Annotated in this window: 14 protein-coding genes; 7 read left to right on the forward strand and 7 right to left on the reverse strand. The window is 61.2% G+C overall.

What is annotated here, in order from left to right; translation table 11 throughout:
• Positions 1–103: 103 nt before the first annotated feature.
• On the reverse strand, positions 104–352 hold the full coding sequence (locus LHFGNBLO_RS11860; protein WP_258607223.1) for a hypothetical protein: 249 nt from the start codon (positions 350–352) through the stop codon (positions 104–106).
• 120 nt (positions 353–472) lie between these two features.
• On the opposite strand from LHFGNBLO_RS11860, the gene LHFGNBLO_RS11865 reads away from it, so the two are divergent.
• The gene (locus LHFGNBLO_RS11865; RefSeq protein ID WP_258607230.1) at positions 473–1510 is read left to right on the forward strand and encodes a glycosyltransferase; all 1038 of its coding nucleotides are present in this window, start codon (positions 473–475) and stop codon (positions 1508–1510) included.
• Positions 1511–1683: 173 nt separating this feature from the next.
• Here LHFGNBLO_RS11865 and LHFGNBLO_RS11870 read toward each other — a convergent pair whose 3' ends face one another.
• Both LHFGNBLO_RS11870 and LHFGNBLO_RS11875 read right to left on the reverse strand, forming a co-directional pair.
• On the reverse strand, positions 1684–3027 hold the full coding sequence (locus LHFGNBLO_RS11870) for an exopolysaccharide biosynthesis polyprenyl glycosylphosphotransferase (RefSeq protein WP_258607239.1): 1344 nt from the start codon (positions 3025–3027) through the stop codon (positions 1684–1686).
• 180 nt (positions 3028–3207) lie between these two features.
• Positions 3208–4398, reverse strand: coding sequence for a glycosyltransferase family 2 protein (locus LHFGNBLO_RS11875; protein WP_258607241.1), 1191 nt, complete (start codon positions 4396–4398; stop codon positions 3208–3210).
• 294 nt (positions 4399–4692) lie between these two features.
• Here LHFGNBLO_RS11875 and LHFGNBLO_RS11880 point away from each other — a divergent pair, with 294 nt between their 5' ends.
• Entirely contained in the window at positions 4693–5493 is an 801-nt protein-coding gene (locus LHFGNBLO_RS11880) for a WecB/TagA/CpsF family glycosyltransferase (RefSeq protein ID WP_258607243.1), read from the forward strand.
• Here LHFGNBLO_RS11880 and LHFGNBLO_RS11885 read toward each other — a convergent pair.
• Both LHFGNBLO_RS11885 and LHFGNBLO_RS11890 read right to left on the reverse strand, forming a co-directional pair.
• Positions 5479–6201, reverse strand: a complete 723-nt coding sequence (locus LHFGNBLO_RS11885; RefSeq protein WP_258609692.1) for a 4'-phosphopantetheinyl transferase family protein — start codon at positions 6199–6201, stop codon at positions 5479–5481. The two genes, LHFGNBLO_RS11880 and LHFGNBLO_RS11885, sit on opposite strands and share 15 nt — an antisense overlap.
• Positions 6201–10820 (reverse strand): MupA/Atu3671 family FMN-dependent luciferase-like monooxygenase, encoded by a 4620-nt coding sequence (locus LHFGNBLO_RS11890; protein ID WP_258607252.1) that lies wholly within the window; start codon positions 10818–10820, stop codon positions 6201–6203. Before LHFGNBLO_RS11890 ends, LHFGNBLO_RS11885 begins: the two co-directional genes overlap by 1 nt.
• A gap of 353 nt (positions 10821–11173) precedes the next feature.
• Between LHFGNBLO_RS11890 and LHFGNBLO_RS11895 the strand changes: the two genes are divergently transcribed.
• The 3 genes from LHFGNBLO_RS11895 (at position 11174) to LHFGNBLO_RS11905 (ending at position 18910) form a co-directional block, all read left to right on the forward strand.
• On the forward strand, positions 11174–17668 hold the full coding sequence (locus tag LHFGNBLO_RS11895; protein ID WP_258607255.1) for a type I polyketide synthase: 6495 nt from the start codon (positions 11174–11176) through the stop codon (positions 17666–17668).
• 130 nt (positions 17669–17798) lie between these two features.
• Complete coding sequence (locus tag LHFGNBLO_RS11900) at positions 17799–18440, forward strand: oligosaccharide flippase family protein (RefSeq protein WP_258607257.1); 642 nt, start codon at positions 17799–17801, stop codon at positions 18438–18440.
• On the forward strand, positions 18434–18910 hold the full coding sequence (locus LHFGNBLO_RS11905; protein WP_258607259.1) for a VanZ family protein: 477 nt from the start codon (positions 18434–18436) through the stop codon (positions 18908–18910). The genes LHFGNBLO_RS11900 and LHFGNBLO_RS11905 overlap by 7 nt, the downstream gene beginning before the upstream one ends.
• A gap of 21 nt (positions 18911–18931) precedes the next feature.
• Here the strand turns inward: LHFGNBLO_RS11905 and LHFGNBLO_RS11910 are convergent, their stop codons facing one another.
• The gene (locus LHFGNBLO_RS11910; protein WP_258607261.1) at positions 18932–19201 is read right to left on the reverse strand and encodes a hypothetical protein; all 270 of its coding nucleotides are present in this window, start codon (positions 19199–19201) and stop codon (positions 18932–18934) included.
• Positions 19202–19207: 6 nt separating this feature from the next.
• Entirely contained in the window at positions 19208–19954 is a 747-nt protein-coding gene (locus tag LHFGNBLO_RS11915; protein WP_258607263.1) for an acyltransferase family protein, read from the reverse strand.
• A 554-nt stretch (positions 19955–20508) separates the two neighbouring features.
• Between LHFGNBLO_RS11915 and LHFGNBLO_RS11920 the strand changes: the two genes are divergently transcribed.
• Positions 20509–20769 (forward strand): acyltransferase family protein, encoded by a 261-nt coding sequence (locus LHFGNBLO_RS11920; RefSeq protein ID WP_258607265.1) that lies wholly within the window; start codon positions 20509–20511, stop codon positions 20767–20769.
• Positions 20759–22351, forward strand: a complete 1593-nt coding sequence (locus tag LHFGNBLO_RS11925) for a GMC oxidoreductase (protein WP_258607267.1) — start codon at positions 20759–20761, stop codon at positions 22349–22351. Before LHFGNBLO_RS11920 ends, LHFGNBLO_RS11925 begins: the two co-directional genes overlap by 11 nt.
• Positions 22352–22357 lie beyond the last annotated feature (6 nt).

Below are 22357 nucleotides of genomic sequence, written 5' to 3' on the forward strand. Positions count from 1 at the left end.
CGTTCTGAAACTGCTCCCTGCTCTCGGGCTGCCGATGGCTTTCTCGTTGCAGTCGAGAGCCGGTTACGCGGCAAGTCCAGCGAATCGACCCAATGTGGATGGCCTACTTGTCCAGGGGATCCGTGCCGGACGGTCGGGAACGGCACCAGGCCAGCAACGCGCCGGCCAGATAACCAATGTTGATGGCAATGACCGCGAACAATGATGCCGACACCGGCGAAAGGCCGAACTCGGGACCGAACACGAAGAGGGCTGCAACAAACACGCCGGCGAACGCGACGACCACCAAGGAGCGGAAGAACAGCCCGAGGATCAGCGCGGCGACAAACGCGAGGATCGTCAAGATGTGCATTGTACCTCTACATCGGTCGAAGTGGACGCCTGCCGTATACATGCTTGCGGCAGGCCACAACAGCGTCTGGTGCGCAAGGCCGGGGGAAAGGGTGCCAATCTTGGCGAGGTGGCTTTTCGCATGAACGCAATCGCTGATTCCGATAGATTGCAGTCCTGCCGGCCAAGCCCGGAGAACCATCCGTCGCAACCGGTTTTCGCGGTGGTGGTGATCGGCCGTAACGAAGGGCAGCGTTTGGTCGATTGCCTGAAGTCGCTCGGTCCCCATGCATGGAATACGGTGTATGTTGACTCAGGGTCGCGAGACGGCAGCCCCGCCATGGCCGCATGTTTGAACGCGCATGTCGTCAGACTCGACATGCAAGAGCCCTTTACCGCGGGTCGCGCCCGGAACGCGGGCTGGCGTGCCGCCTTGAAGTGCTGGCCGGGACTGCAGTTCATTCAGTTCATAGACGGTGATTGTCTGCTCGATAGCGCTTGGATCAATAGAGCAAACCGCTTTTTGGAGTCGCGCAACGACGTTGCCGGGGTCTTCGGACGCCGTCGCGAGCGCCGGATTGAACGGTCAGTCTACAACGCTTTGTGCGACCGCGAGTGGGACGGAGCGCCGGGACCCGTCCTCGAGTGCGGAGGCGACGTCTTCATGCGTGTTTCCGCGCTGCGTGATGCTGGCGGTTATGCAAGTTCATTGATTGCTGGCGAGGAGCCAGAGCTATGCGTGCGGCTTCGCGCCCGTGGCTGGATCATTTGGCGGTTGGAGGCGGAGATGACGCTGCACGACGCCGACATGACCCGCATCCATCAGTGGTGGCGTCGCAACATGCGCGCAGGATATGCCTTCGCCGAAGTCTCGACGCTCCACTGGGCATCGCCTTTTGGCATCTGGCGCCGGAACCTGTGGAGATCACTCGGTTGGGGAGGGGTTCTCCCGTTGGCAATGCTAGCCGGATTCACACTGCACCCGGCAGCGCTTGGAATCCTTGTGCTCTACCCGATCCAGGTCATCCGGATCGCAGCACGGGAGGGTGGCGTGAGCAGAGAGAGCTGGCGCAACGCTTTCTTCGACGTGCTCGGCAAGTTTGCCGAGTTCAAGGGTGCAGCGACATTCTTTTCCAACCGCGCCCTGGGCCGTCACCAGCGGATCATTGAATACAAATAGACAGTGATCGCGGACGCCTGGTCTTCAAGCCGCCGAAGCGGCTTCAAGCCGCCTTGTCGATCCGCTTGTGCGGGGAAAGGCCTCGTCCTGAACGCTGCATCTTCTCGTTGTTTCAGGCACGATTTCGACTATGCTGAAAACGTCCTGACCGCCGGGATGCGCCCTTCGTCCACTCAGGCTCCGCGCAGCGTGAAGATCGTCCGCACCACGATTTTGATATCAAGCCAGAACGACCAGTTGTCCATGTACCAGAGGTCGTGAAACACTCTCTGTTCCATCGCTTCGACAGTTGGCGTCTCGCCCCTGTATCCCCTGGTCTGAGCCCACCCAGTGATACCGGGCTTGACATGGCGCCGTGCGGCATACTCCTCGATGAGCCGGTCGTAGACGTCATCGTGGACGACAGCATGCGGGCGGGGTCCAACAACCGACATCTCCCCGCGCAGGACATTCCAGAACTGCGGCAATTCGTCGATGCTCAAGGCCCGGATAAATGCGCCGACACGAGTGACGCGCAGGTCCAAGCGTGTAGCCTGTCGTATCTCGTCACCGTCTTCCATCACGGTCATACTGCGGAACTTCACGATTCGGAACAGCCGGTTCGCGTGGCCCCGCCGGCGTTGCAGGAAGAATACGGGACCGGCACTGTCGATCTTGATTGCCGCCGCGACGATCAGGAACACGGGGGACAGAAGTACGAGCGCGACCAGCGAGAAGGTGATGTCGAAGATGCGCTTCGCTGCGCGTTCCGCAAGGTAGAGCGGTGGGCTCTGCACCTGGAACGCGATGACGGAGCCGATGCTCTCGGAATGGCAGGAGACGACCGAGCCGGTGAAGCTATCGAACACGACCTTAACGGGAAGCGGCAGTCGCCGCAGCTCGAGAAGCATCTCCTCCAGGTGATGCTCGGGAGCGTCCCGCCAGACGATCACAATTTCGTCGATGTCGCTGGAGCCATTGATCGTCGAGAAGCGATCGCGCAGTTGGCTTATCGGTTCGTCAGCCGTTGGAAACCGTGTGACTTGCGCGATCCGCAATCCACCGTTCTGCGTGAACCTCTGCAGTCCGTCGAGCGACATGCTTTCTGGACAGATGAAGAAGGCGTTCTTCGGACGTAGCCATGCGGCCGAGACGGCAGTTGAAAGGCATCGTCGCCAGACGATCCGTATGCCGATGAGCGATACGATCGACAGCGTGGCGAGATGCAGGATCGCTCCGCGTGAGAAGGTATCGCCAAGCTTGAGAAAGAAGATGACCGCCAAGAGGAAGGCAAGCACGGTCGGAACGAGAAGGCAGATCAGCAATACCTGGTGGCTGACGGAGGAAAACTCGGCATAGGCGTACGCGTGCAGGCAACTCATGGCGAGCACGAAGATTGCGGCAGTCAGCAAGCCGATCCCAACATTCATGGTTGGATCCGAGAACACGCCAAAAGCCGCATAGTGGTAGGTGAAGACGCCGACGACCGAGCAAGCGAGTACGATCACGAAATCGATCAGGGCGATGGTATAGGCCATGGAGCCATGGCTGAATCCACGACGCCGTTTCGCGTTCCTAGAAGAAATTAAGTACCGGCGGGCCAATTCGACAGTAGTTGACATTTTTAGGCAGTCCCAATTTCAAGAATCCCACCACACATAACTTTCGACAACACCAATCGCCCCATCGCGTCGCAACCAGATGCATTGATCCACAATCTAGACACGCGTTCGATCCGTCCTGACCCAAACTTGTTCCATCCGACCGGATACCAGGCGGTAATAAATTCGGGCCTTTCCCACCATGTAGCCAGGGATTTTGAGAACGGCCTCGACAGGCACGACATCGCGGCCATGTGCAGCCCATGCGATGGCGGTGGACGTGGCGAGGAGAAACGCGCTTGCGATCCCGATCGTGAGAGGCCCTCGGCCGAATTCGAACAGCGCAACGAGCAGTCCAGCCGCGATCGCGAAGGCCTGCGCGTATGCGAGCAGGGTCAGCGGCGGCACCAGGATGTCGAGCGTCATGACAAGGCAATCGCGGTTGCCAAGGGTCCGACGGGTGAAGAGGCGAGGCAGGCAGGCCATCACCATCGAAAGGTGACCACTCTCCCAGCGACTTCGTTGCGAGAACGTACCGGAGACAGTCTCGGGGAAGAAACTGCGCACTCCGGCAGTCTCGCAGCAGACAGGCGCGTGTCCAGCCGCGGCGAGATCGAGGCCGAGCTTCATATCCTCGACGAGGTGGTGATGGGCAAACTGCACCTTCCCGACCAACGCCCAAGGCAGCGCCATGCCAGTTCCGGTAAGCAGGCATGGCAGCCCGAACCGGCTCAGGCCGCGCGGACGGACGAGATTCTTCACGCGAAATGCGAACTCGGCAATGCCAAGATTGCCTTTTTGTCCGGCCGGCGTGGACATCAGGTAGCAGGACTGGACCGGTCGTCCGGTCGTAGAGACGAGGCGAGCAAGTTCGTCGAGAGTGCCGTCGACGAGCGTGCAATCCGCGTCGACGAAGACAACCACGGGGGGGGGCGAGAGCGCCAGATACACCAGTCCGAAGTCGACTGCATAGCCTTTGCCGCGATTCACTGAATCGGACCGCTCCAAGACCTCTGCGCCCGCCGCACGCGCAATCGCTGCCGTATTGTCCGTGCAATTGTCGGCGACGACAAGCAGCCTATCGCCTTCGCGCATCTGGTTGAGGATGCTCTTCAGCGTCGCGTCGATGCCGGACATCTCATCATGCGCTGGAACCAGGATGGCGACGAGCGGCCGCAACGTATCGGCTTTCCGCAGCTTGGGCCGCACCGGCAAGCTGCCTGCGATACATTCCACCGCGTAGATGACGGTTGGAATCGCCAGCAGTGCAGAAAGGCTGAAGGCCAGAAGCCACAGTACGAGTTGCATAGACAATGTCACCTCGGAACCGATTGTTCGACAAGCATCTGACAAGCACGCGCACATTGCGGAAAGCTCTCAATTCTTTCTCGTCCTCCGGAATTTGGCGCAGTCCCCATAAGCGCGACCGCCGTTCGGCGGGGGAGTTTCGATGTGCCCTACCCCTTTTTGATGCCCGCGACTTGCTTGTTGCCCGCAAGACAAAGATGGTTAACTCACGATTAAGTGAAAGTGAAACCAATCGCGCGGGACGGCATTCTTCGCTCGTTCAGAAAGTCTTATTGAAGAAGATCGGTGACGAGTATGGATATTGATCATCATCCGGCCGGACTGGGGCAGCGTCAATATTTTCTCAACGCGCCTTTCGACCAGATCGAGCGAGTCGCCGTCGTAGATCTGGTTGCAAGGGCCGATCCGAACAGTCGGTTCCGCTACATCGTCACGCCGAACGCCGACCACGTGGTAAGGCTAAATCGCGAACCATATTTGCGGCCTTACTACGAGGACGCCTGGTTGGCCCTCTGCGACAGCAAGCCCATCTCCCTCTTCGCGCACGCCCGGTCGCGGGAGATGACGCATGTGACGGGGTCGGACCTTACGGTCAGTCTGTTCAGGACCGTCATCCAGAAGGCTGACAGGATCTCGCTCATCGTGGGAAACAGGGAGATCGGAGAGGCCGTTCGCGCCGGATATCCGGGTGTGGACTTCAGGATCCATGTGCCACCCCTGGGCCTCTTGAAGAATTCACAGGCGCAGCGGGACTGCGTCGAGTTCGCCTTACGCGAAAAAGCAAGCTTCATCTTCATCGCCGTTGGCAGCCCGCAATCCGAGAAGATCGCCCACATGCTGTCCAGAGAGTCTTCGGCGACGGGCATCGGACTCTGCGTCGGGGCCTCCTTGGAGTTCCTCGTCGGCGCCAAGAAGCGGGCGCCAATGTGGATGCAAAAGCTCAGCCTCGAATGGCTTTATCGTATGATCACAGACCCGAAGCGGCTGTGGCGTCGCTACGTCTTCGGCGCCTTGCCGTTGACTATGCTCTTCTGGCGAGAAGTCATGGGACGCCACTCCAGCGCAAAGCTTTTCCGAGCGTCACCGCACCGCTAACGCTGCAACAATGTGACCCGCTGAGATCCAGATTCGACCGACCAGTCTGTCCCTGACAGCAAAGGGGGCGACCTCCTCCAGAAAATATGCCGAAAAGCGATGTTGTGGCAGGTCGAGTTCTACACGGAGCGCCGCGAACTCCAATATCTGCCGGCTGAGCGAATATTGGCATTTGTAGGACGCCTCTTTCGCGCAGAATATCGCCTTGGCGAGCAGGCCTCGCTCGGAAGGCGGACGGGTCGCCAGCCAGGCACGCTCCTCTTCGACACAGATCTCCGGATAGAGCTCCTCGTCGAGCGGTAGCAATTCTTCGATGTCCAGGCCGATGGCACGGATGCCGCTGGAGCGCAAGGCAACCGATGCGCCGGCGATGCTCCCCGAATGGCTGATCGACCCGACGATGCCCTCCGGCCAGACGGGGCTTCGATCGGTGGCGGTACCGATGGGCTCGAGAGGCAGTCCGAGCGCCTTCATGGCCTCGGCAGCGCAGGCTCGACCGGCAGCGAACTCCCGCCGCCGGCTTTCAACGGCCGTCGCCGGCAAGCACGCTGCCTCGGCGGGATGGACAGAGCCAGGCTCGACCGAGGCGATCGCACAGGAGCGAAATCGGACTGCTGGATCAAGAAGCCCGGCGCTAGCCGAAAGCGTGTCGCTGTCGTTGGGCGAACGCACCGTCCGCGACGATTCTCGCTGCAGGTGTCGATCCATCAAGCCGAAATCGATGTCCGGGCGAAGGCGGATCGCCGGGTCTCAAGCGCTGCCCGTCGAGCTGCCGCTCGCTCGGCCACCTTGTCTAGCTGGCGGCCCGTGTCGGCGCGCCCAGCGATGTGGTTGGCGAGACCGGCGACCGTGGGGAACCGAAACAGGTCGGTGATCGTCAAGGCGGGCGCCGCACCGGCCTTCAACTCGCGATGCATCTGAACCGCGAGAAGAGAATGGCCGCCAAGGGCAAAGAAATTATCGTGTCGACCAACGCGAGGTAGCCCGAGAGTCCGCTGGAATGCATCAGCGATCACCGACTCGAACTCGCCATGGATTGCTCTGTCGTCATCGATATTCGTTTCTATCAAGACGGCCTTGGCGTCCGGCTTCGGCAGCTTGGCCCGGTCGACCTTGGCGTTGGGCGTTAGCGGAAACGCGTCGAGCAAAACGTAGTGCGAGGGAATCATGTATTCGGGCAGTTCGGTCGCGAGATAGTTGCGCAGCGCGTCGATCGGTACGGAACTGGTCGCCCGGAGGTAGGCGACGACGCTCTTGTCGCCCGGCCGGTCCTCGCGCACGGTAACTACCGCATCGCACACCCCCGGAAATGCCGCGATTCTCGCCTCGATCTCGCCGAGTTCGATCCTGTTGCCGCGGATCTTCACCTGATTGTCGGTACGGCCGATGAACTCGAAACTGTCGTCCTTTGCAAGCCGGACGAGGTCGCCGGTGCGGTAAATGTGTCCGTCCGCAAACGGGTTGGGAAGAAACCGTTCGCGAGTCAGTTCGTCGCGATTGAGGTAGCCGCGCGTAACGCCGTCGCCGCCGATGTAAAGCTCGCCCGGCGTACCGGGCGGCACCGGCTGGCTGAACTTGTCGAGCACGTAGAATTGTGTATTCGCGATCGGTATGCCGAGCGGCACAACGTCGCCACTAGTCGTAGCCCTAACAGTGGATGACCATATCGTCGTCTCGGTGGGACCGTACATGTTCTCGACTGTCGCCGACGTTGCCTGACGAAGCTCAGATACTAGCGACCTTTTGAGTGGTTCTCCGCCGATGAAGAGATGACGCACCTGACGGAGGGCCGAATGGTCCTCGGGATCACCCAGGAACATGCTCGCCATCGACGGTGTGCACTGGAGATGGGTAACCCCCTCGCGGTGGATGTCGGTGGCCAGGCTATGATGAATGGAATCGGCGACACCCACTGTGCGCGAACTCGATACCACTTGAGCAAGCGGTGTGAGCGCGTCCAGGACGGTCTGCGATGGCAGGCCGAAATCGATGAGACAGGCGATCTCGTCAACTCCAATAGCATCGAGTTGCTCGACGCGGGCGACCGCATCCTCGACTGTTCCGAACAGGCCGCTGTCTTCGAAGTAGCGCTCAAAGGCGAACTCCAGGATCGCGTCCATCTCATCGGAAGACAATGTCTGCAGGTCGATCTCCATCGGATTGGCGATCCCGGACGGTTTCTTGAATGCGGGGAAAGCCCAGGCGTACTGTTTGATGAGAGCCGCCGCGCTGCGCAGATATTCCTTCATGGGACCTCGCGCGAGACCGCGGACCTGCTCGCGGTCGCTGCCGACCAGCGTGTGCAGCATGACCGTGACCTTGTAGTCCGCCGGATTTCGGCCCGCCTCCTCCAGTGCTTTGCGGTAGATCCTGATCTTCTCCGCCAGTTCGTCGATCGACTGTCCGAGCAGATGGGTGAGAACATGGGCTCCCAGTCGGGCGGCGTCGCGATAGGTGTCCGGATTGCCGGCGGTGGTCACCCAGACCGGCAGCTCCTTGCTCATCGGACGTGGCTGAGTCACAACGTCCACTTTGCCGGCGCCGTACTCGAAGGTCACCGTCTCGCCGCGCCAGAGCTTTCGGACCGTTTCGATGTCGCGCAGCAGCGCTGCCTTGTTGTTCGGTGGAGCATTCTCGGGGCGGAGCACAAAATCTTCTGGCATCCATCCGGAGGCGAAAGCGATGCCTACGCGCCCGTTGCTGAGGTTGTCCACAACTGCCCATTCCTCAGCGACGCGAGCGGGATGATGCAGCGGTAGCACGCAGCTTCCGGCGCGGATTGCAAGATTTCTGGTAACGGCCGCAACGGCGGCACCAGTCACGGCAGGGTTTGGATATGGTCCGCCGAAGGCATGGAAATGCCGCTCGGGAGTCCAGATTGCCTGGAACCCGTTGCTGTCCGCGAAACGCGCGCCGTCGAGCAGGGTCCGATATTTTTCAGGTCCGACGCCGTCGTCGTTGCCCCAATAGAACAGGGAGAAATCCATCGGGGTGGAGAGCTTCGCTTTCGCCAACTTTGCATGGTCGAGCTCACTGGAATGGACTACGACCTTGAAGCCGCGCGAAAGCGTCCAGAAGATCTCGAGCACCGAGATGTCGAAGGACAAGCTCGTCACGGCCAGCCAGGCGTCCTGCCGATCCTGCGAACGCGGGATTAGGTCGTCCATCCCAGCAAAGAAGTTGACGACGTTTCGGTGCTCGACCATCACCCCCTTGGGGCGCCCAGTCGAGCCGGAAGTGTAGATCACATAGGCGAGGTTCTGCGAGACGGTATGATTGCGTGTCTCGGCCGTAGCATTTGTTTCTCTGGCGAGGTCCTCGATGCAGACGAAGCGTGCTGGGCCGCCGGCTAGATTGCCATCGAGGGCGTGGCTGGTCACAACCAGTTCCGTTGCGCTATCCTCCACCATGAGCTTTAGCCGATTTGAGGGGAACGCCGGATCGAGCGGAAGATACGCCCCGCCCGACTTGAGGATCGCATAGGCTCCAACCACGAGGTCGATCCCGCGGGGCAGATGGAGTCCGATGATGACGTCCGGACCGGCGCCGCGTGCGACGAGGGCGTTCGCGATGCGATCCGAACGGTTCTCGAGTTCGCGATACGTGATCCCTGACCCGCGAAAACTTACCGCGATTGCATCGGGTGTAAGTGCAGACTGACGCTTGACAAGGTCATGTATGCAGATCGTGCTATCGTAGGTGCGTTCGGTTCTGTTGAGGTCGTAGAGGACTTTCTGCAGCTCGACGTCCGTCATGACCGGCATGGCGCTGAGCGGGGCTTGCCTGTCGAGCAATGATGCGCAGATGTCGAGGCGGCTCGCAATCTCGCGCGCTCTGTCCCCTGATAGTCTCGCTGGATCATAGACAAGGCGATTTTCGCCGTCAGCAATCACGAACGTCAGGGCGCATCCGCTTATCGCTCCGGCCTGTTCCGGCTTGGCTGTCAGCCGGAGGCCGACAGAAAGATGAGGCACAACGAGGTTCGGAGTGCGCTCGATGAGGTCGGCAGGATAAGTGAGCCGTCTACCCGCCTCGGCAATTGCCTCGGCCATTTCTGCTAAAAAGAGACCGGCGCCGCTATCTTGCCCAACCTCGACGCGAAGGGGAACAGTCTGGGCGAAGTATCCCCTATGGGCGTCGCAGAACGCCAGCAGATCGTCGTTCGTGAAAGCGACGTCAAAAGCGGGTTGGCCGGATATCCGGGCCAGATAGGCGAGCGCAAGCCCCGCTCGCTCTTCGGGTGTCGATCCTTCTGGAAGCCGAAGGGGGATCGAACCGTATCGTGGCTCGGCTGTCGCATCGGCGCGGCCAATTCCATCGAGATCGATATCCTGCGCGCGAGCGATCCATTTTCGGAACACGTGCTCATGCGGGAGGACCCGCGATAGGGCAACGCCGAGTGTGGCGCGCCAGTCCTCATCGAGCAACGGGAGCAAGTCACCCGGCCTCACCGCGTCACTGATCGGCATGACGCCATTTGAAGTCAGCGCCGAGGCCTCGATGAGGACCGCCGCATCGGCGGTGGCGATCACCGCGCCCTTGTCACGTATCGCGATCACCTCGCCAGGTCGTGCCGCCACACCTTCGTCGACAATGGTCAGCGCCGACACCGTGTAGGGCCCGCTCGATGTCAGGACCTTTGGCGTCACGAGCGGATTGGCGTAGCCATGCCCGAAGCTAAGAGCGCGAACCAGTCGCGACAGCCGTTCCGCGGGTTCGCTGAAGCAGAGGGTGCCTGCCGCGGGAGGGCGGCTGTTGCGAGCGTAGTACGACCGCCGGGAAAGATCCTGCCTGCTGCGGGGCATCGTCCCAGCGGCAATGTTCTGGGTAAGCTGCGTGAAGGTGGAGATCCCTGCCTCAAAGCATTTTGCGTTCAAGGTCAGGACCGTCTCGTCCGGGGAGGTCTCGAACGCTTGGGCCGCCAATATGTCTCCTTCGTCGACGCCGGAGGTGATCTCGTGCCAGGTCACACCGTGCATCGGGCGGCCTTCCAGGAGACTCCAACTGGGCGTGTTCAGACCGGCGAGTTCGGGCAGCTCGCCGTCATGAAAGTTGACGGCGCCGCACCGAGCACGCCCCCATACACTGTCAGGAAGCATTCTCAGATAGCCGATACTGAAAAGCCAATCGTACTCGAAAGGTACGATCCGGGATGCGAGATCGGCGCCGGAATCGATCACCACGATATCCCGCCCCACGGCCCAGTCCCTCACGACGACCGATTCCGTAGCGATCGCGACGATGCTGCCGCCGTCGCGAAGCAGGGTTTCAGCGCATTGAACAAGAAGTGCATTCTCGCCGACAAGCAGACTGCTGAATTTTCTCATGGACACCGTGCTCGGAAGGTCTGGGTGCTCGGAAGGTCTGGCTCACTGTGAAGACGATACAAGACGGTAGAGCCGGAGACGGTCAATCCGCGGGTTTTTCCAACATAAGGATGACGAGTTCGGGCAGCTTGGGCCACTCGTCTTGGGCCATACCCATTTTGGGGGGCGGGTGTTCACGCAATCTCGCCGAAAGGAGTAATTGTGATTGCAAGTCTGCGAGGGACAAATCGGGAGGTGCTGCCACTGTTGCCACTGCCTTCTCGCACGGCTGACGCGCAGTGCGGGGCACGTTTCCAGGGCAGCGTACACCCGTTCGCGCCTAACAGCACGCAAAGCAGTCCGGCGATCTCGTTATGCTCAACAACACTGACGGAAATGGTCCCAATGACATCGCCATAGTCGGCATGGCGCTGCGCGTGCCAGGTGCGCGCACCGTCGACGAGTTCTGGAACAATCTTCGCTCGGGTACCGAGTCGATCCGGACCCTGAGCGCCGAGGAGCTTGCCGCCGCCGGGGAGCGGGCCGAGCGTATCCATCATCCCCACTACGTGCCTCGAACGGCTGAACTGCCGGACATGGAAATGTTCGACGCGGAGTTCTTCGGACTTAGCCCGAAGGAAGCTGCAATCATGGACCCCCAGCATCGCCAGTTCCTTGAATGCGCCTGGGAAGCAATTGAGGATGCGGGGCGCGTCCCGGAGACCGCCTCCGGACCGATCGGCGTCTTTGCCGGCTGCGGCATGGGCAGCTACTTCTACTTTAACGTCTGCGCAAACCGCACGCTGGTCGACCAAGTGGGCATGTTCCTGCTCAGGCACACCGGAAACGACAAGGACTTCCTCGCCACTCGCGCGTCCTTCATGTTCGACCTGTGCGGCCCAAGCGTGAACGTTCAAACCGCTTGCTCGACCTCGCTCGTAGCAGTCCATTTTGCCTGCCAGAGCTTGCTCAATGGCGAATGCGACATGGCGCTTGCCGGAGGCGTCACCATAGAATTGCCCCACAGGCGGGGCTATCTGTACCAAGAGGGTGAGATCCTTTCGCCCGACGGCCACTGCCGTGCCTTTGACCATCGTGCGGGCGGCACCGTGTTCGGCAGCGGCGTCGGCGTCGTTGCGTTGCGCCGGCTTGCCGATGCGCTCGAGCAAGGCGACCAAATCCATGCCGTCATCAAGGCGACGGCAATCAACAACGATGGTGGTAGCAAGGCCAGCTATCTGGCGCCGAGCGTCGGCGGCCAAGCCGCAGCGATCGTCGAAGCTCAGGCGCTGGCCGGCATTAGCGCCGACATGATCCAGTACGTGGAATGCCACGGCACAGGCACGGCGCTAGGAGATCCAATCGAAATCGAAGCGCTGACTCAGGCGTTCCGACAGAGCACCGACCGTCGCAGCTTCTGCCACATTGGGTCCGTCAAGTCGAACATCGGTCATCTCGATACGGCTGCGGGCGTCGTCAGCCTGATCAAGACCGCGCTTGCGATAAAGCATGGAGAGATACCGCCGACGCTCGGCTTCGAGCGCCCCAATCCGGCGATCAACTTCGCTTCGAACCCATTCGTCGTCTGCAGTGAACTCACAAAGTGGCCGCAGATCGAAGGCCGTCGTCGCGCAGCAGTCAACTCGCTGGGCGTCGGCGGTACGAACGCCCATGCTATTCTTGAGCAGTCTCCGTATCGTTCTTCGGGCGAGCCGAGTTCCGGCGGGCCGGTGTTGCTGGCGCTGTCGGCCCGCCAGCAGTCGACCCTGGAGCGATCCGCGACGACGCTGTCGCACTGGCTTCAAACAAACCCCGAGATACCGATCGGAGACGTCGCCTATACCCTTTGGGCTGGCCGGAAGCGCTTCGAGCATAACCGCCTGATAGCAGTACGCGACCGCGAGAACGCAATCGCGGCACTTGCCGAGTCACAACGCTCGATCTCTCAGAGAAAGCTCGAAGCCGATGCCGATGCCGATGCCGGGGCAGTGTTCCTTTTCCCCGGAGGCGGCGTGCAGCACAAAAAGATGGCAGCCGACCTCTACCGACTCGACGCCTTCTTCAGGGCGACGGTCGACGAGGGGCTTGCGTATCTAGCGGACGACGCTGCGGGGGAGATACGCGAGGCGTGGTTCGGTGACCAGGATCCGAGCGGGAACGTAGACCCCTTTCTCAAACCTTCGGTGCAACTGCCTGCCATTCTCATCGTCGAGGTGGCAATTGCTCGGCTATGGATGCGCGCCGGCGTGAAGCCGTCTGCGCTGATTGGCCACTCGATGGGCGAGAACGCTGCCGCCTGCATTGCCGGCGTCTTCGATTTCAGGGACGCGGTGCGTCTTGTTCGTCTGCGCGGTGAACTCTTTGACGCGGTTCCCCGCGGAGGGATGCTGAGCGTGCCGCTTTCCGGCGATGACCTGCGTGCCATCTTGCCCGATACACTGGACATTGCGGCGCTCAACGCGCCCGGCCTGTCGGTCGTCTCAGGACCGGACAACCTCCTCGAAAGCTTCGCGGCCACGCTTGAAGCACGCGACATCAGCCCGTCGCGTATACCCATCGATATCGCCGCGCATTCGCGCATGCTGGACGCGATCCTGCCGCGGTGGGAGGCATTTCTTCGCTCGTTGACGCTGCGCGCGCCGAAGCTCCCAGTCGTCTCCAACCTGACTGGCGAATGGCTGACGAACGAGCAGGCGACGGATCCCATCTACTGGGTTCGCCACCTGCGCTCGACTGTGCTTTTCGCCGAGGGCATGTCAAAGGTGACGAAGAGTCCGGGGCGCGTCTATATCGACGTCGGGCCCGGCAAGACATTGTCGTCGCTTGCAAAGGCACAAGGATCGCTGTCAGGCGATCAGATCATCAACAGCCTGCCTCATCCGGGCGAGGCGTGCGATGACAGACTTCATTTCCTGTCTGCTCTGGGACGAGCCGCATTGTGCGGACTGCCGGTCGAACACTCGCTCTTCTGGGATGGTGGTCCTCGGCAACGCCAGAGCCTTCCGACATATTCGTTCCAGCGAAATCGCTACTTTATCGATCCACCCAAGCCGACAAAGGCAACCGAGTCCGAACCCGAGTTCGTCAAGGAACCGGATATGGTCCGCTGGGGCTATCGCCCGGTGTGGAAACAATCGCTGCCGGACCTGGACCCGGGGATCGAACCGACGCAACGGAACTGGCTGGTCTTCCTCGACGATCACGGAACCGGAGCGCGCCTTGTCGACAAGCTTCGAAAACACGGCCACGAGGTCACGACCGTCTCGTGCGGCGATGCGTTCGTCCGGCGTTCCGCCGCGGACTATGTAATCTGTCCCGAGCACGGCCTGGCCGGATATGGAGCCCTTCTGCAGAGCCTGGCGTCGGATGATCGCCTGCCCTCGCGCCTCGTCCATCTGTGGTTGCTGACGCCGACCAAAGCGGCGCGAGCAGGCTCGAACCTCTTCCACCGCAACCAGGAGCACGGCTTCTACAGTCTGCTCCATCTCGCGCAAGCCTTCGGCGAGATCGAAATCAAGGACCAGATACACTTCACCGTCGTCACCGACGGCATGCAGCGGGTGGCAGGGGAGCCCCTGCCGCACCCGGAAAAAGCCACGGTGCTCGGTCCGGGCCTGGTTATACCGCGCGAGATCCCCGGAGCGACGGTGAGGCTTATCGACATCGAGGCTGTTGCAGAGGCCGGCCCCGCGTGGCGCCGAGCCTTCCGGAAGGCGCACCCAGGCGCCTTCGAGGTTGGTGTTGACGAGTTGCTGTGGTCCGATCTCGTCGGCGAACCAGCGTCGGAAGTGGTCGCATACCGCAACGCCAAGCGTTGGACCCGCTCGCATGGCCGCCTTCCCTTGTGTCACCCCGCCGCAGGAGTGGACCTCGTCAAACAGGGTGGGGTCTATCTCTTCACAGGTGGACTAGGCGGTATCGCGACGGCGCTCGCAGGCGATCTCGCCAGACGGTTCGGTGCAAAGTCGGTGCTTGTCGGCCGCACGAGCCTGCCTCCGCGCGAGAAGTGGCAAGCCTATCGGCATCAGAACGAACCAGACCAGGTCAGGCGCGGAATCGAGACTATTCTCGACCTCGAGGCGGGAGGCGCCGAGCTGATGTATCTCCAGGCAGACGCGACAAATGCCGAATCCATGGCGGCCGCGGTAGCCGACGCGATCCGGTGTTTCGGCCGGCTCGACGGCGTCTTCCATACGGCTGGCTTGGTCGACGACGCGCTGATGCAGATGAAATCGATGGAGCGGATCGAGGCGGTGCTTGCTCCAAAGCTGCTGGGGACCCGCGTGCTCGACGAGGTTCTGCGCGACATCGACATCGATTTTCTCGTGCTGTTCTCGTCGACAAGTACGATTACCGCGCCGCCTGGCCAGGCCGACTACGTCGCCGCCAATGCCTATCTTGACGCTTACGCAGAGAGTTGCGCGGGGCTGTCCCGACGCAAAACCATTGCCCTTCACTGGGGCATTTGGAACGAGGTCGGCCTTGCGGCTCGCGGTACGGGTCTTCAGAACCGGCGCAGAGTAGAGACAGATACGCCCGCGAACGGACCGTTCCACGATCGTTGGGTGCAGGACGATAGCGGCGATTTCTGGCTTGAGGCCGAGATTGGTCCGCAGACGCATTGGATGCTCGACGAGCATCGGCTGGTCTCGGGCGAGGCAATCCTTCCAGGGACCGCTTACTTCGAACTCATCGCCCAAGCGGCGCGAGAGCATGGGCTCGGCGATGGGCTTCTGTTGAAAAATCTCGTCATGCTGAAGCCGCTTGTCGTGCCGGACGGAACGACCAGGGTCGTGCAGACAGCTCTCCGGCGCGATGGCGACGGTTGGCGCGTCACCGTCAGGGCCGGCGTGCCAGGCGTGCCCGCAAGTTTTGCAAAGCATGCGGAGGCGGCGCTCGAACTGCACTCGGGAACTCCGTCTCTCCGACTCGATATCGCAGCCGTTCGGAAACGGCTGGCCGAACCGCTTGTCGCTGCTGACAATACGAATCTTCCGTCGGCCCAGGAGCGTCACATCCGCTTCGGAGAGCGTTGGCAGGTCCTTCGCTCAACAAGTTTCGGCCCATCCGAAGCGCTCGCCGAAGTGAGCCTCCGACCCGAGCACCGTGCGGATATTGTGGACGGCACGCTCATTCATCCGGCACTCCTGGACATCGCGACAGGGTTCGCCATGCAACTGGTCGAGACCTTCGGCAGTTCCGACGTGTTGTGGGCGCCGGTTTCCTATGGGACTGCCCAATTTTACGGACAATTGCCCGAACGGCTTTTCAGCCATGTCTCACTCGTCCAAAGCAGCGACTATGGGACGGACTATGCGGCTTTCGACATAGTGATCTCGGACGAGAACGGGAATGTCGTGTTTGTCGCCGAACGCTTCTTGATGAAGAAGCTCGATGGAGACAGCGCATTCGTGGAGACCAAGTCCACAAGTGTCGCACCTGCCTCTATCGAGGCTAGCCGGGCACCTTCCGCAGCGATGTTGAAGCTGGCATCGCAGGTCAGGCAGGGGATCCTTCCGACCGAAGGCACGGATGCACTTCTGCGCGCACTCGGATCGGGGCAGACCCAGCCGATCATCAGCTCTATCGATCTGGCGACACTCTGTGCCGGCGTATCCTCGGTCGCGATCAAGGCCGTCGAGACCGGTACTGCGTTCGAGCGCCCCGACGTGTCCTCGGAATTCATTGCGCCCAGAAATTCAGTTGAAGCCACGCTCGCGGGATTCTGGCAAGATCTGCTCGGCGTCGCAAAGGTCGGCATGGACGACAGCTTCTTCGATCTCGGCGGGCATTCCCTCATTGCCGTACGACTGTTCCGCATGATCAAGAAGTCGTTCGGCGTCGACCTGCCGATCTCTATCCTGTTCTCTGCACCTACGATCGCACAATGCGCTCAGTTGATTGCCGAACAGGCGCCGACGCTTCGTGACGGAGTCGAATTGGAAACGGCGCCGACGACTGCAACCACGCGATGCGTCCACCTGACCACAATGCATCCGGGCAGGAACCCCGACGCCGTCCCGCTCTTTATCTGCGCGGGCATGTTCGGCAATGTCCTGAACCTGCGCTACCTCGCTCTCCATCTCGGCGCTGATCGCCCGGTCTACGGGTTACAGGCGCGCGGTCTCTACGGAGACATGGCGCCGCACGAGGCCTTCGAAGATATGGCGGCGGACTACATCGCAGAAATCCGCACGGTCCGCCCCCGCGGGCCCTATCTCTTGGCCGGCTACTCCGGTGGCGGCATCACGGCTTTCGAAATGGCGCGCCAATTGCGTGAGAGCGGGGAAGTCGTGCCGCATGTCATCATGCTGGACACGCCGCAACCTACACAGCCGTCGCTGAGCCGCTTCGACAAGCTGGCAATGAAGTCGCAGGACCTGCGCCGGAGCCGCCTTTCCTATTTCAAACTATGGCTCAAGAATCGGACCGAGTGGCGCAAGGAAATGCGCCGGAAGCGCAAAGCCGAAGCGTCGCCGCCCGCGGCTCTCGCCGAACAGTTCGACAATGATCGGATCGAAGCTGCCTTCCGGCGGGCGCTGTCACGCTACGCGGTGGCACCTTCGGACTGCCCGGTCACCGTGTTTCGCCCGCGGCCCGTCGTCCATTACCATCTGCCCGGTGGCCGCCGGTTGATGGCCAACCGCAACTTGGTTCTCGATGACAACGGATGGGGTGTTCATGTCGAAAACGTCGAGATCCTCGAAGTGCCGGGCGATCACGACACGATGGTACTCGAGCCCAATGTCCGCGTGCTCGCCGAAGACATGAGGCGGACTATCGAGCAATCGTTGAGGTCATCTTCGCCTCTTTCCGCTTCTTCAGGTCCGACCAAGGTCGATGTGAAACACGACGCGGTGCCGGGTTAGAGATGCCGTCGACCTGCAAACCAAAATTCCACCGGCGCTCTATCGCCGCGGCGGTCGGGATGGCCTTGCTACCGGCATTCGTGGAAGGAATTCCGGGATCGTGGCGTTGGGTCGACCCGACGATCTGCCGATGGTGATGGCGACGCCAGATAACGGCCTGTTCAAGCGGGCGACGCCAGCCGCAGTTCAGGAACCGGTTCCTCCGGAAACGCGGGGCGGCTTGCGTCTCCGCATCCTCCAGGCCGCCGGCTGGTCCATGGCTGCCTATGTGTCGGGCTACGGATTGCGGCTGCTTTCCAGCCTCATCATGACGCGGCTTCTGGTGCCGGAGATGTTCGGCGTCATGGCGATCGCAACGATCGTTCAGGTGGTCGCTGCGATGCTTTGCGACGTCGGCCTTCGGCAGGCCGTGATCCAGAACAAGCGCGGTGACGAACAGATATTCCTCGATACGGCATGGACGCTCCAGATCATCAGAGGCGTGGTGATCTGGGCCGCCTGCTCAATGTGCGCCTTTTTCGTCGCGCGCGCGGCGGAGAACGGATGGTTTTCCGCAAGTTCTGCCTACGTCGCACCCGACCTGCCTGCGATCATTGCGATAATGGCACTCTCAACGGTGATCCTCGGCTTTCAGTCAACGAAGTCGATGTCGAGCGACCGCCACCTGAATCAGCGTCAACTCGCGGTGGTCGAACTGGCCGCCCAGGCGGTCGGACTGGTTGTGGCGGTTCGACCGCGTCCGGGGCGGATTTTGATGAGAGCAGCATGGTGACCCGAGGCCGGCCGATTGCCGTCAGGCCCGATGCAGGCAAGCTGCCGGCGGCCACCGGCCAAAGCGCACCTGATGCCCGTGACGGTCGACAACCCGTGCACCAACGATCGGCGCGGAAATACGCACCTATCCTCTGGCGTATTGCCTTCTGGGCGACAACGGCGGCAATCGCGGCTCTGACCCTCTGGCCGCTTTCCCTCCGTCCTGACACGCCCTTTGGCGCGGATGTCGAGCGCGCGGCCGCAACCATTGCCTTCGGCATTCTCGCGGCGGCTGCCTACCCCGGACAATGGCCGCGGCTGATCCTGTTTGTCCTCGGTATGGTTCTCGTGCTTGAGGCGTTGCAGTTGCTGACTGCTGATCGTCACGCGCGTACCGCGGATGTCGGACTCAAGGCTCTCGGGGCACTGGCCGGCCTGTACGTCGGGCGGGTGCTGGTCCTGCTGGCGGAACGCCGCCGCGCTCTTTGAGAAGCCCACGGCCCCCTAGATCTAGGCCGCAGCCCGCTTCACCGGCGCAGGCTCGACGGTCGGGGTCCGATGAAACGCCGCTCTTTGCTGCCGGAAGTGGCTGTCGACGTAACGATCGACCAAGGCCGCGAACGCAAACGACAGGATGAAGGCGAGGGCGCTCAGCACGACAGGCTGTTCGCCGAGCACGGGATTGTTGTCAACCAGCGCAACGATGATTACGCGATGGATGAGATAGATCGAGTAGGAATAGATCCCGATCCACACCGCGATGCGGCTGTTCAGGAGCACAAACGGTCAGCTCTGAGGCTTCATGATTGCCAAATAGAAAATTGGCATCAGAGCAATTCCCTGCATCGAGTAGCGCAATGTCTCGCGGAACTGTGGATCGCGATTGACCAAGGTCAACAGGAGCAGCAGTGCCGCTCGCCGACTGTCATGCGTCCACCGTCCGCTTGGCGCATCTTTGGCGGCCAAAGACAGAAGGCAAGGATGCATCCGTACACGATCGAGTCGATCCGTGTGTCCGACGCGAAATAGGTCCGGACTTCCGATACCGTAGACGAGATAGGAGCGCCATCCGAGCACCAGAATGCAGATGGCGGCGCCGAAGAGGATCTTCGCGCGGTCGCCGATGCCGGTGGCGAAGGCGATGCTCATCAGTACTGGAAAGACCAGGTAGAAGTGCTCTTCGACCGCAAGCGACCAGAGCACACCGGTACCGGTCGGATGCGCTCGGCCCCCTGGAAGAAAATCTCGAGATAGTTGGCGAAATATAGGAGCTGCGAAGCAAAGCCTTCGAGGGTGATGTTGCCCGGGAATGTCGGCAAAGGTCAGGACGTAGGCGATGTCGAGGGTAACGAGAAGCGGCGGCATCAGCCGAAAGAACCTGCGGACACAGAAGGCGTAAATGTCGATCGAACCGAACCTTGCATGCTCGCGAATAAGCAGGGTTGTGATCAGATACCCGCTGAGAAAGAAGAAGATCGTGACGCCGAGCCCGCCGGGCACGAAACGTTCGAAGCCAGCGTGCGACAGCAGCACGATGAAGACGGCGCGTATCCCGTTCAGGGAGGGGATTTCGCCCGAACTGCTCTGATGCTCTGTCTAGGCCGTCATACGCAAACTCCCGCCCCATGCGGGATCAACGTCGATAGCGGTTCACGAGCGGTTCACGTCGGGAGGCGCCACCCAACTGCCATGCAGGGTAGAAGGGTTTTTTCGTTCATCGCTGATCTTGCTATCGCGGGTGCGTGCTACGGGACAACGCCACAGAAATATTCCGGCCTAAGCAAAAGGGTATGTCATTGTGCTCTCGGCCGGCATACAGGCCACATTGCTGGCGACCGTCTCCGAGGTCCGACGTCAGCGTGTTGTCGATGGTGCAAGGCAGAGGCGCAGGCGGCCGGACGTCACCTACTGCGAATGGATGACCATATGTCGATATTTCCCATCTAGCGCTGTTTCCGCGCTACGCCGTAGGTTTGCCAGGAAAGGTGAACGGAGAGAAATGCTGTGCGACTTTCCAGCGGCGTCCGGGAGAATTGCCACAAGTTTGGACTGCCGAACCGCGCCCGCATCAATGCCGGTAGCCTTCGATGAATGCAAGCCTGATCGCGCTCGGACTTAGACGACCCCTGGAGATTGGCGAGGCCGCAGGCAACATCAGCCAGATCGATGGCCTGCGTGGCATCGCCGTTGTGTCTGTGGTGCTCTACCACTTCGCCCCGGCATCCATCGCAGGGGGGGTCGTCGGTGTCGATTTCTTCTTTGTCGTGGCCGGATTCCTGATCGGCGGCATCCTATGTTCGGACAGTCAGCGACCTGCTTCCACAGCTGCGAGCCTTCATGACCGCTAACGCCCTTGAAAAGGAATGGGACGTCATCGTGATTGGCACCGGCATTGGTGGAGGTACGATCGGTCGTCGGCTTGCGGAGCTGGGGCTGTCCGTGCTCTTCGTCGAAAAGGGCCCATCCGGGCACACCCGCGAGCAACATTATCTCCGCACTGATTTGGAGGACCCTTCCGCCCGACAGATCAGGGGTCTCTGGCCCAAGCCGGTGGTCGCGACCCTGGACGGAAAGGAGACCCGTCTCTTCGGAGCGATAGGTTCCGGAGTCGGCGGCTCATCCTCCTTCTATGCGGCCACGCTGGAGCGGCCTGAGACACACGACATCGACGATGGTCCCGATCTACCGCACCCCACGGGCGGCTGGCCAGTTCGCTTCAGCGAGCTACGGCCCTATTACGAAGAGGCGGAGCGGCTTTACGAAGTCTGCGGCGATCCGGTCCCACTGTCGAATGACGTAGATACGATGCGCACGCCGCCGCCGCTATCCGAAGACGATCAGGCCATGGCCGACAGTTTCCGCAAGAACGGGCTTCACCCATACCATGTCCACATGGGCGTCCGGTTGCTGCCGGGCTGCAAGCTGTGCTTCGGGCATAAATGTCCGCGTCGATGCAAGCTCGATGGGCGTACAGCGGGCGTCGAGCCCGCTCTCCAAACCGGCAACGCCGTGCTGCTCGATATGTGCGAGGTCCAGGCGATTTGCGGGACGCGCGATCGGGTTACCCATCTCGAAGTTCTCCAGGGCGGGAAGCCACGGACCCTTCGCGCTCGCTCTTACGTACTTGCGGCGGGCGCACTTGGTTCTCCGAAACTTCTGCTGGCATCACGCAGCGAGATCTGGCCGAACGGCTTCGGCAACGATAACGATCTCGTCGGCCGAAACCTGATGTTCCATCTAACTGAGATGGTCGCCATCTGGCCGGCCAGCGGCTCCCGATCGCGAGGAGCCAGCAAGGCGCTGGCGCTGCGCGACTTCTACCATCATGAGGGCCGTCGCTTCGGCGCGTTGCAGGCGATCGGGGTCGATGCCTCCTATGGTATGATCGTCCACTATCTCAACGGCGTCTTTGACCGGTCGCCATTACGGCATCTCCGGTTTCTCCGGGAGGCCACGCGCATCCCGGCCTATTTCGCAGCCCGAATCTTCGGCAGTGCCAAGATATTCTCTGGGATCATCGAAGATTTGCCATATCGGGACAATCGCGTGCTCCTCGATCCCGAAGATCCCGAGCGGATCCGTTTCACTTACAACTACGCGCCGGAATTGCAGGAGCGCCGGCGTCTGTATCGGCGTATTGTCAAAAGGAGCCTTGTCGGACACCGCACGATGTGGCTGAGGTTCGAGCCCCATCTCGACCTTGCCCACTGCTGCGGTACGCTGCGCTTCGGGAACGATCCCGCCGAGAGCGTGCTCGACCGAGACTGCCGCGTCCACGGTGTCAGCAATCTCTACGTGGCCGATGCGTCCTTCATGCCGACCTCGCTTGGAATAAACCCGAGCCTGACGATCGCCGCGAACGCCTTGCGCGTCGCGGACAGAATATCGGCTCTGCGTAGGCAGCAGGCACTTCAGATGGCGCCAGTGTGAGGCAAG

It is taken from the genome of Mesorhizobium sp. AR10 (assembly GCF_024746795.1).
GTDB lineage: Bacteria > Pseudomonadota > Alphaproteobacteria > Rhizobiales > Rhizobiaceae > Mesorhizobium.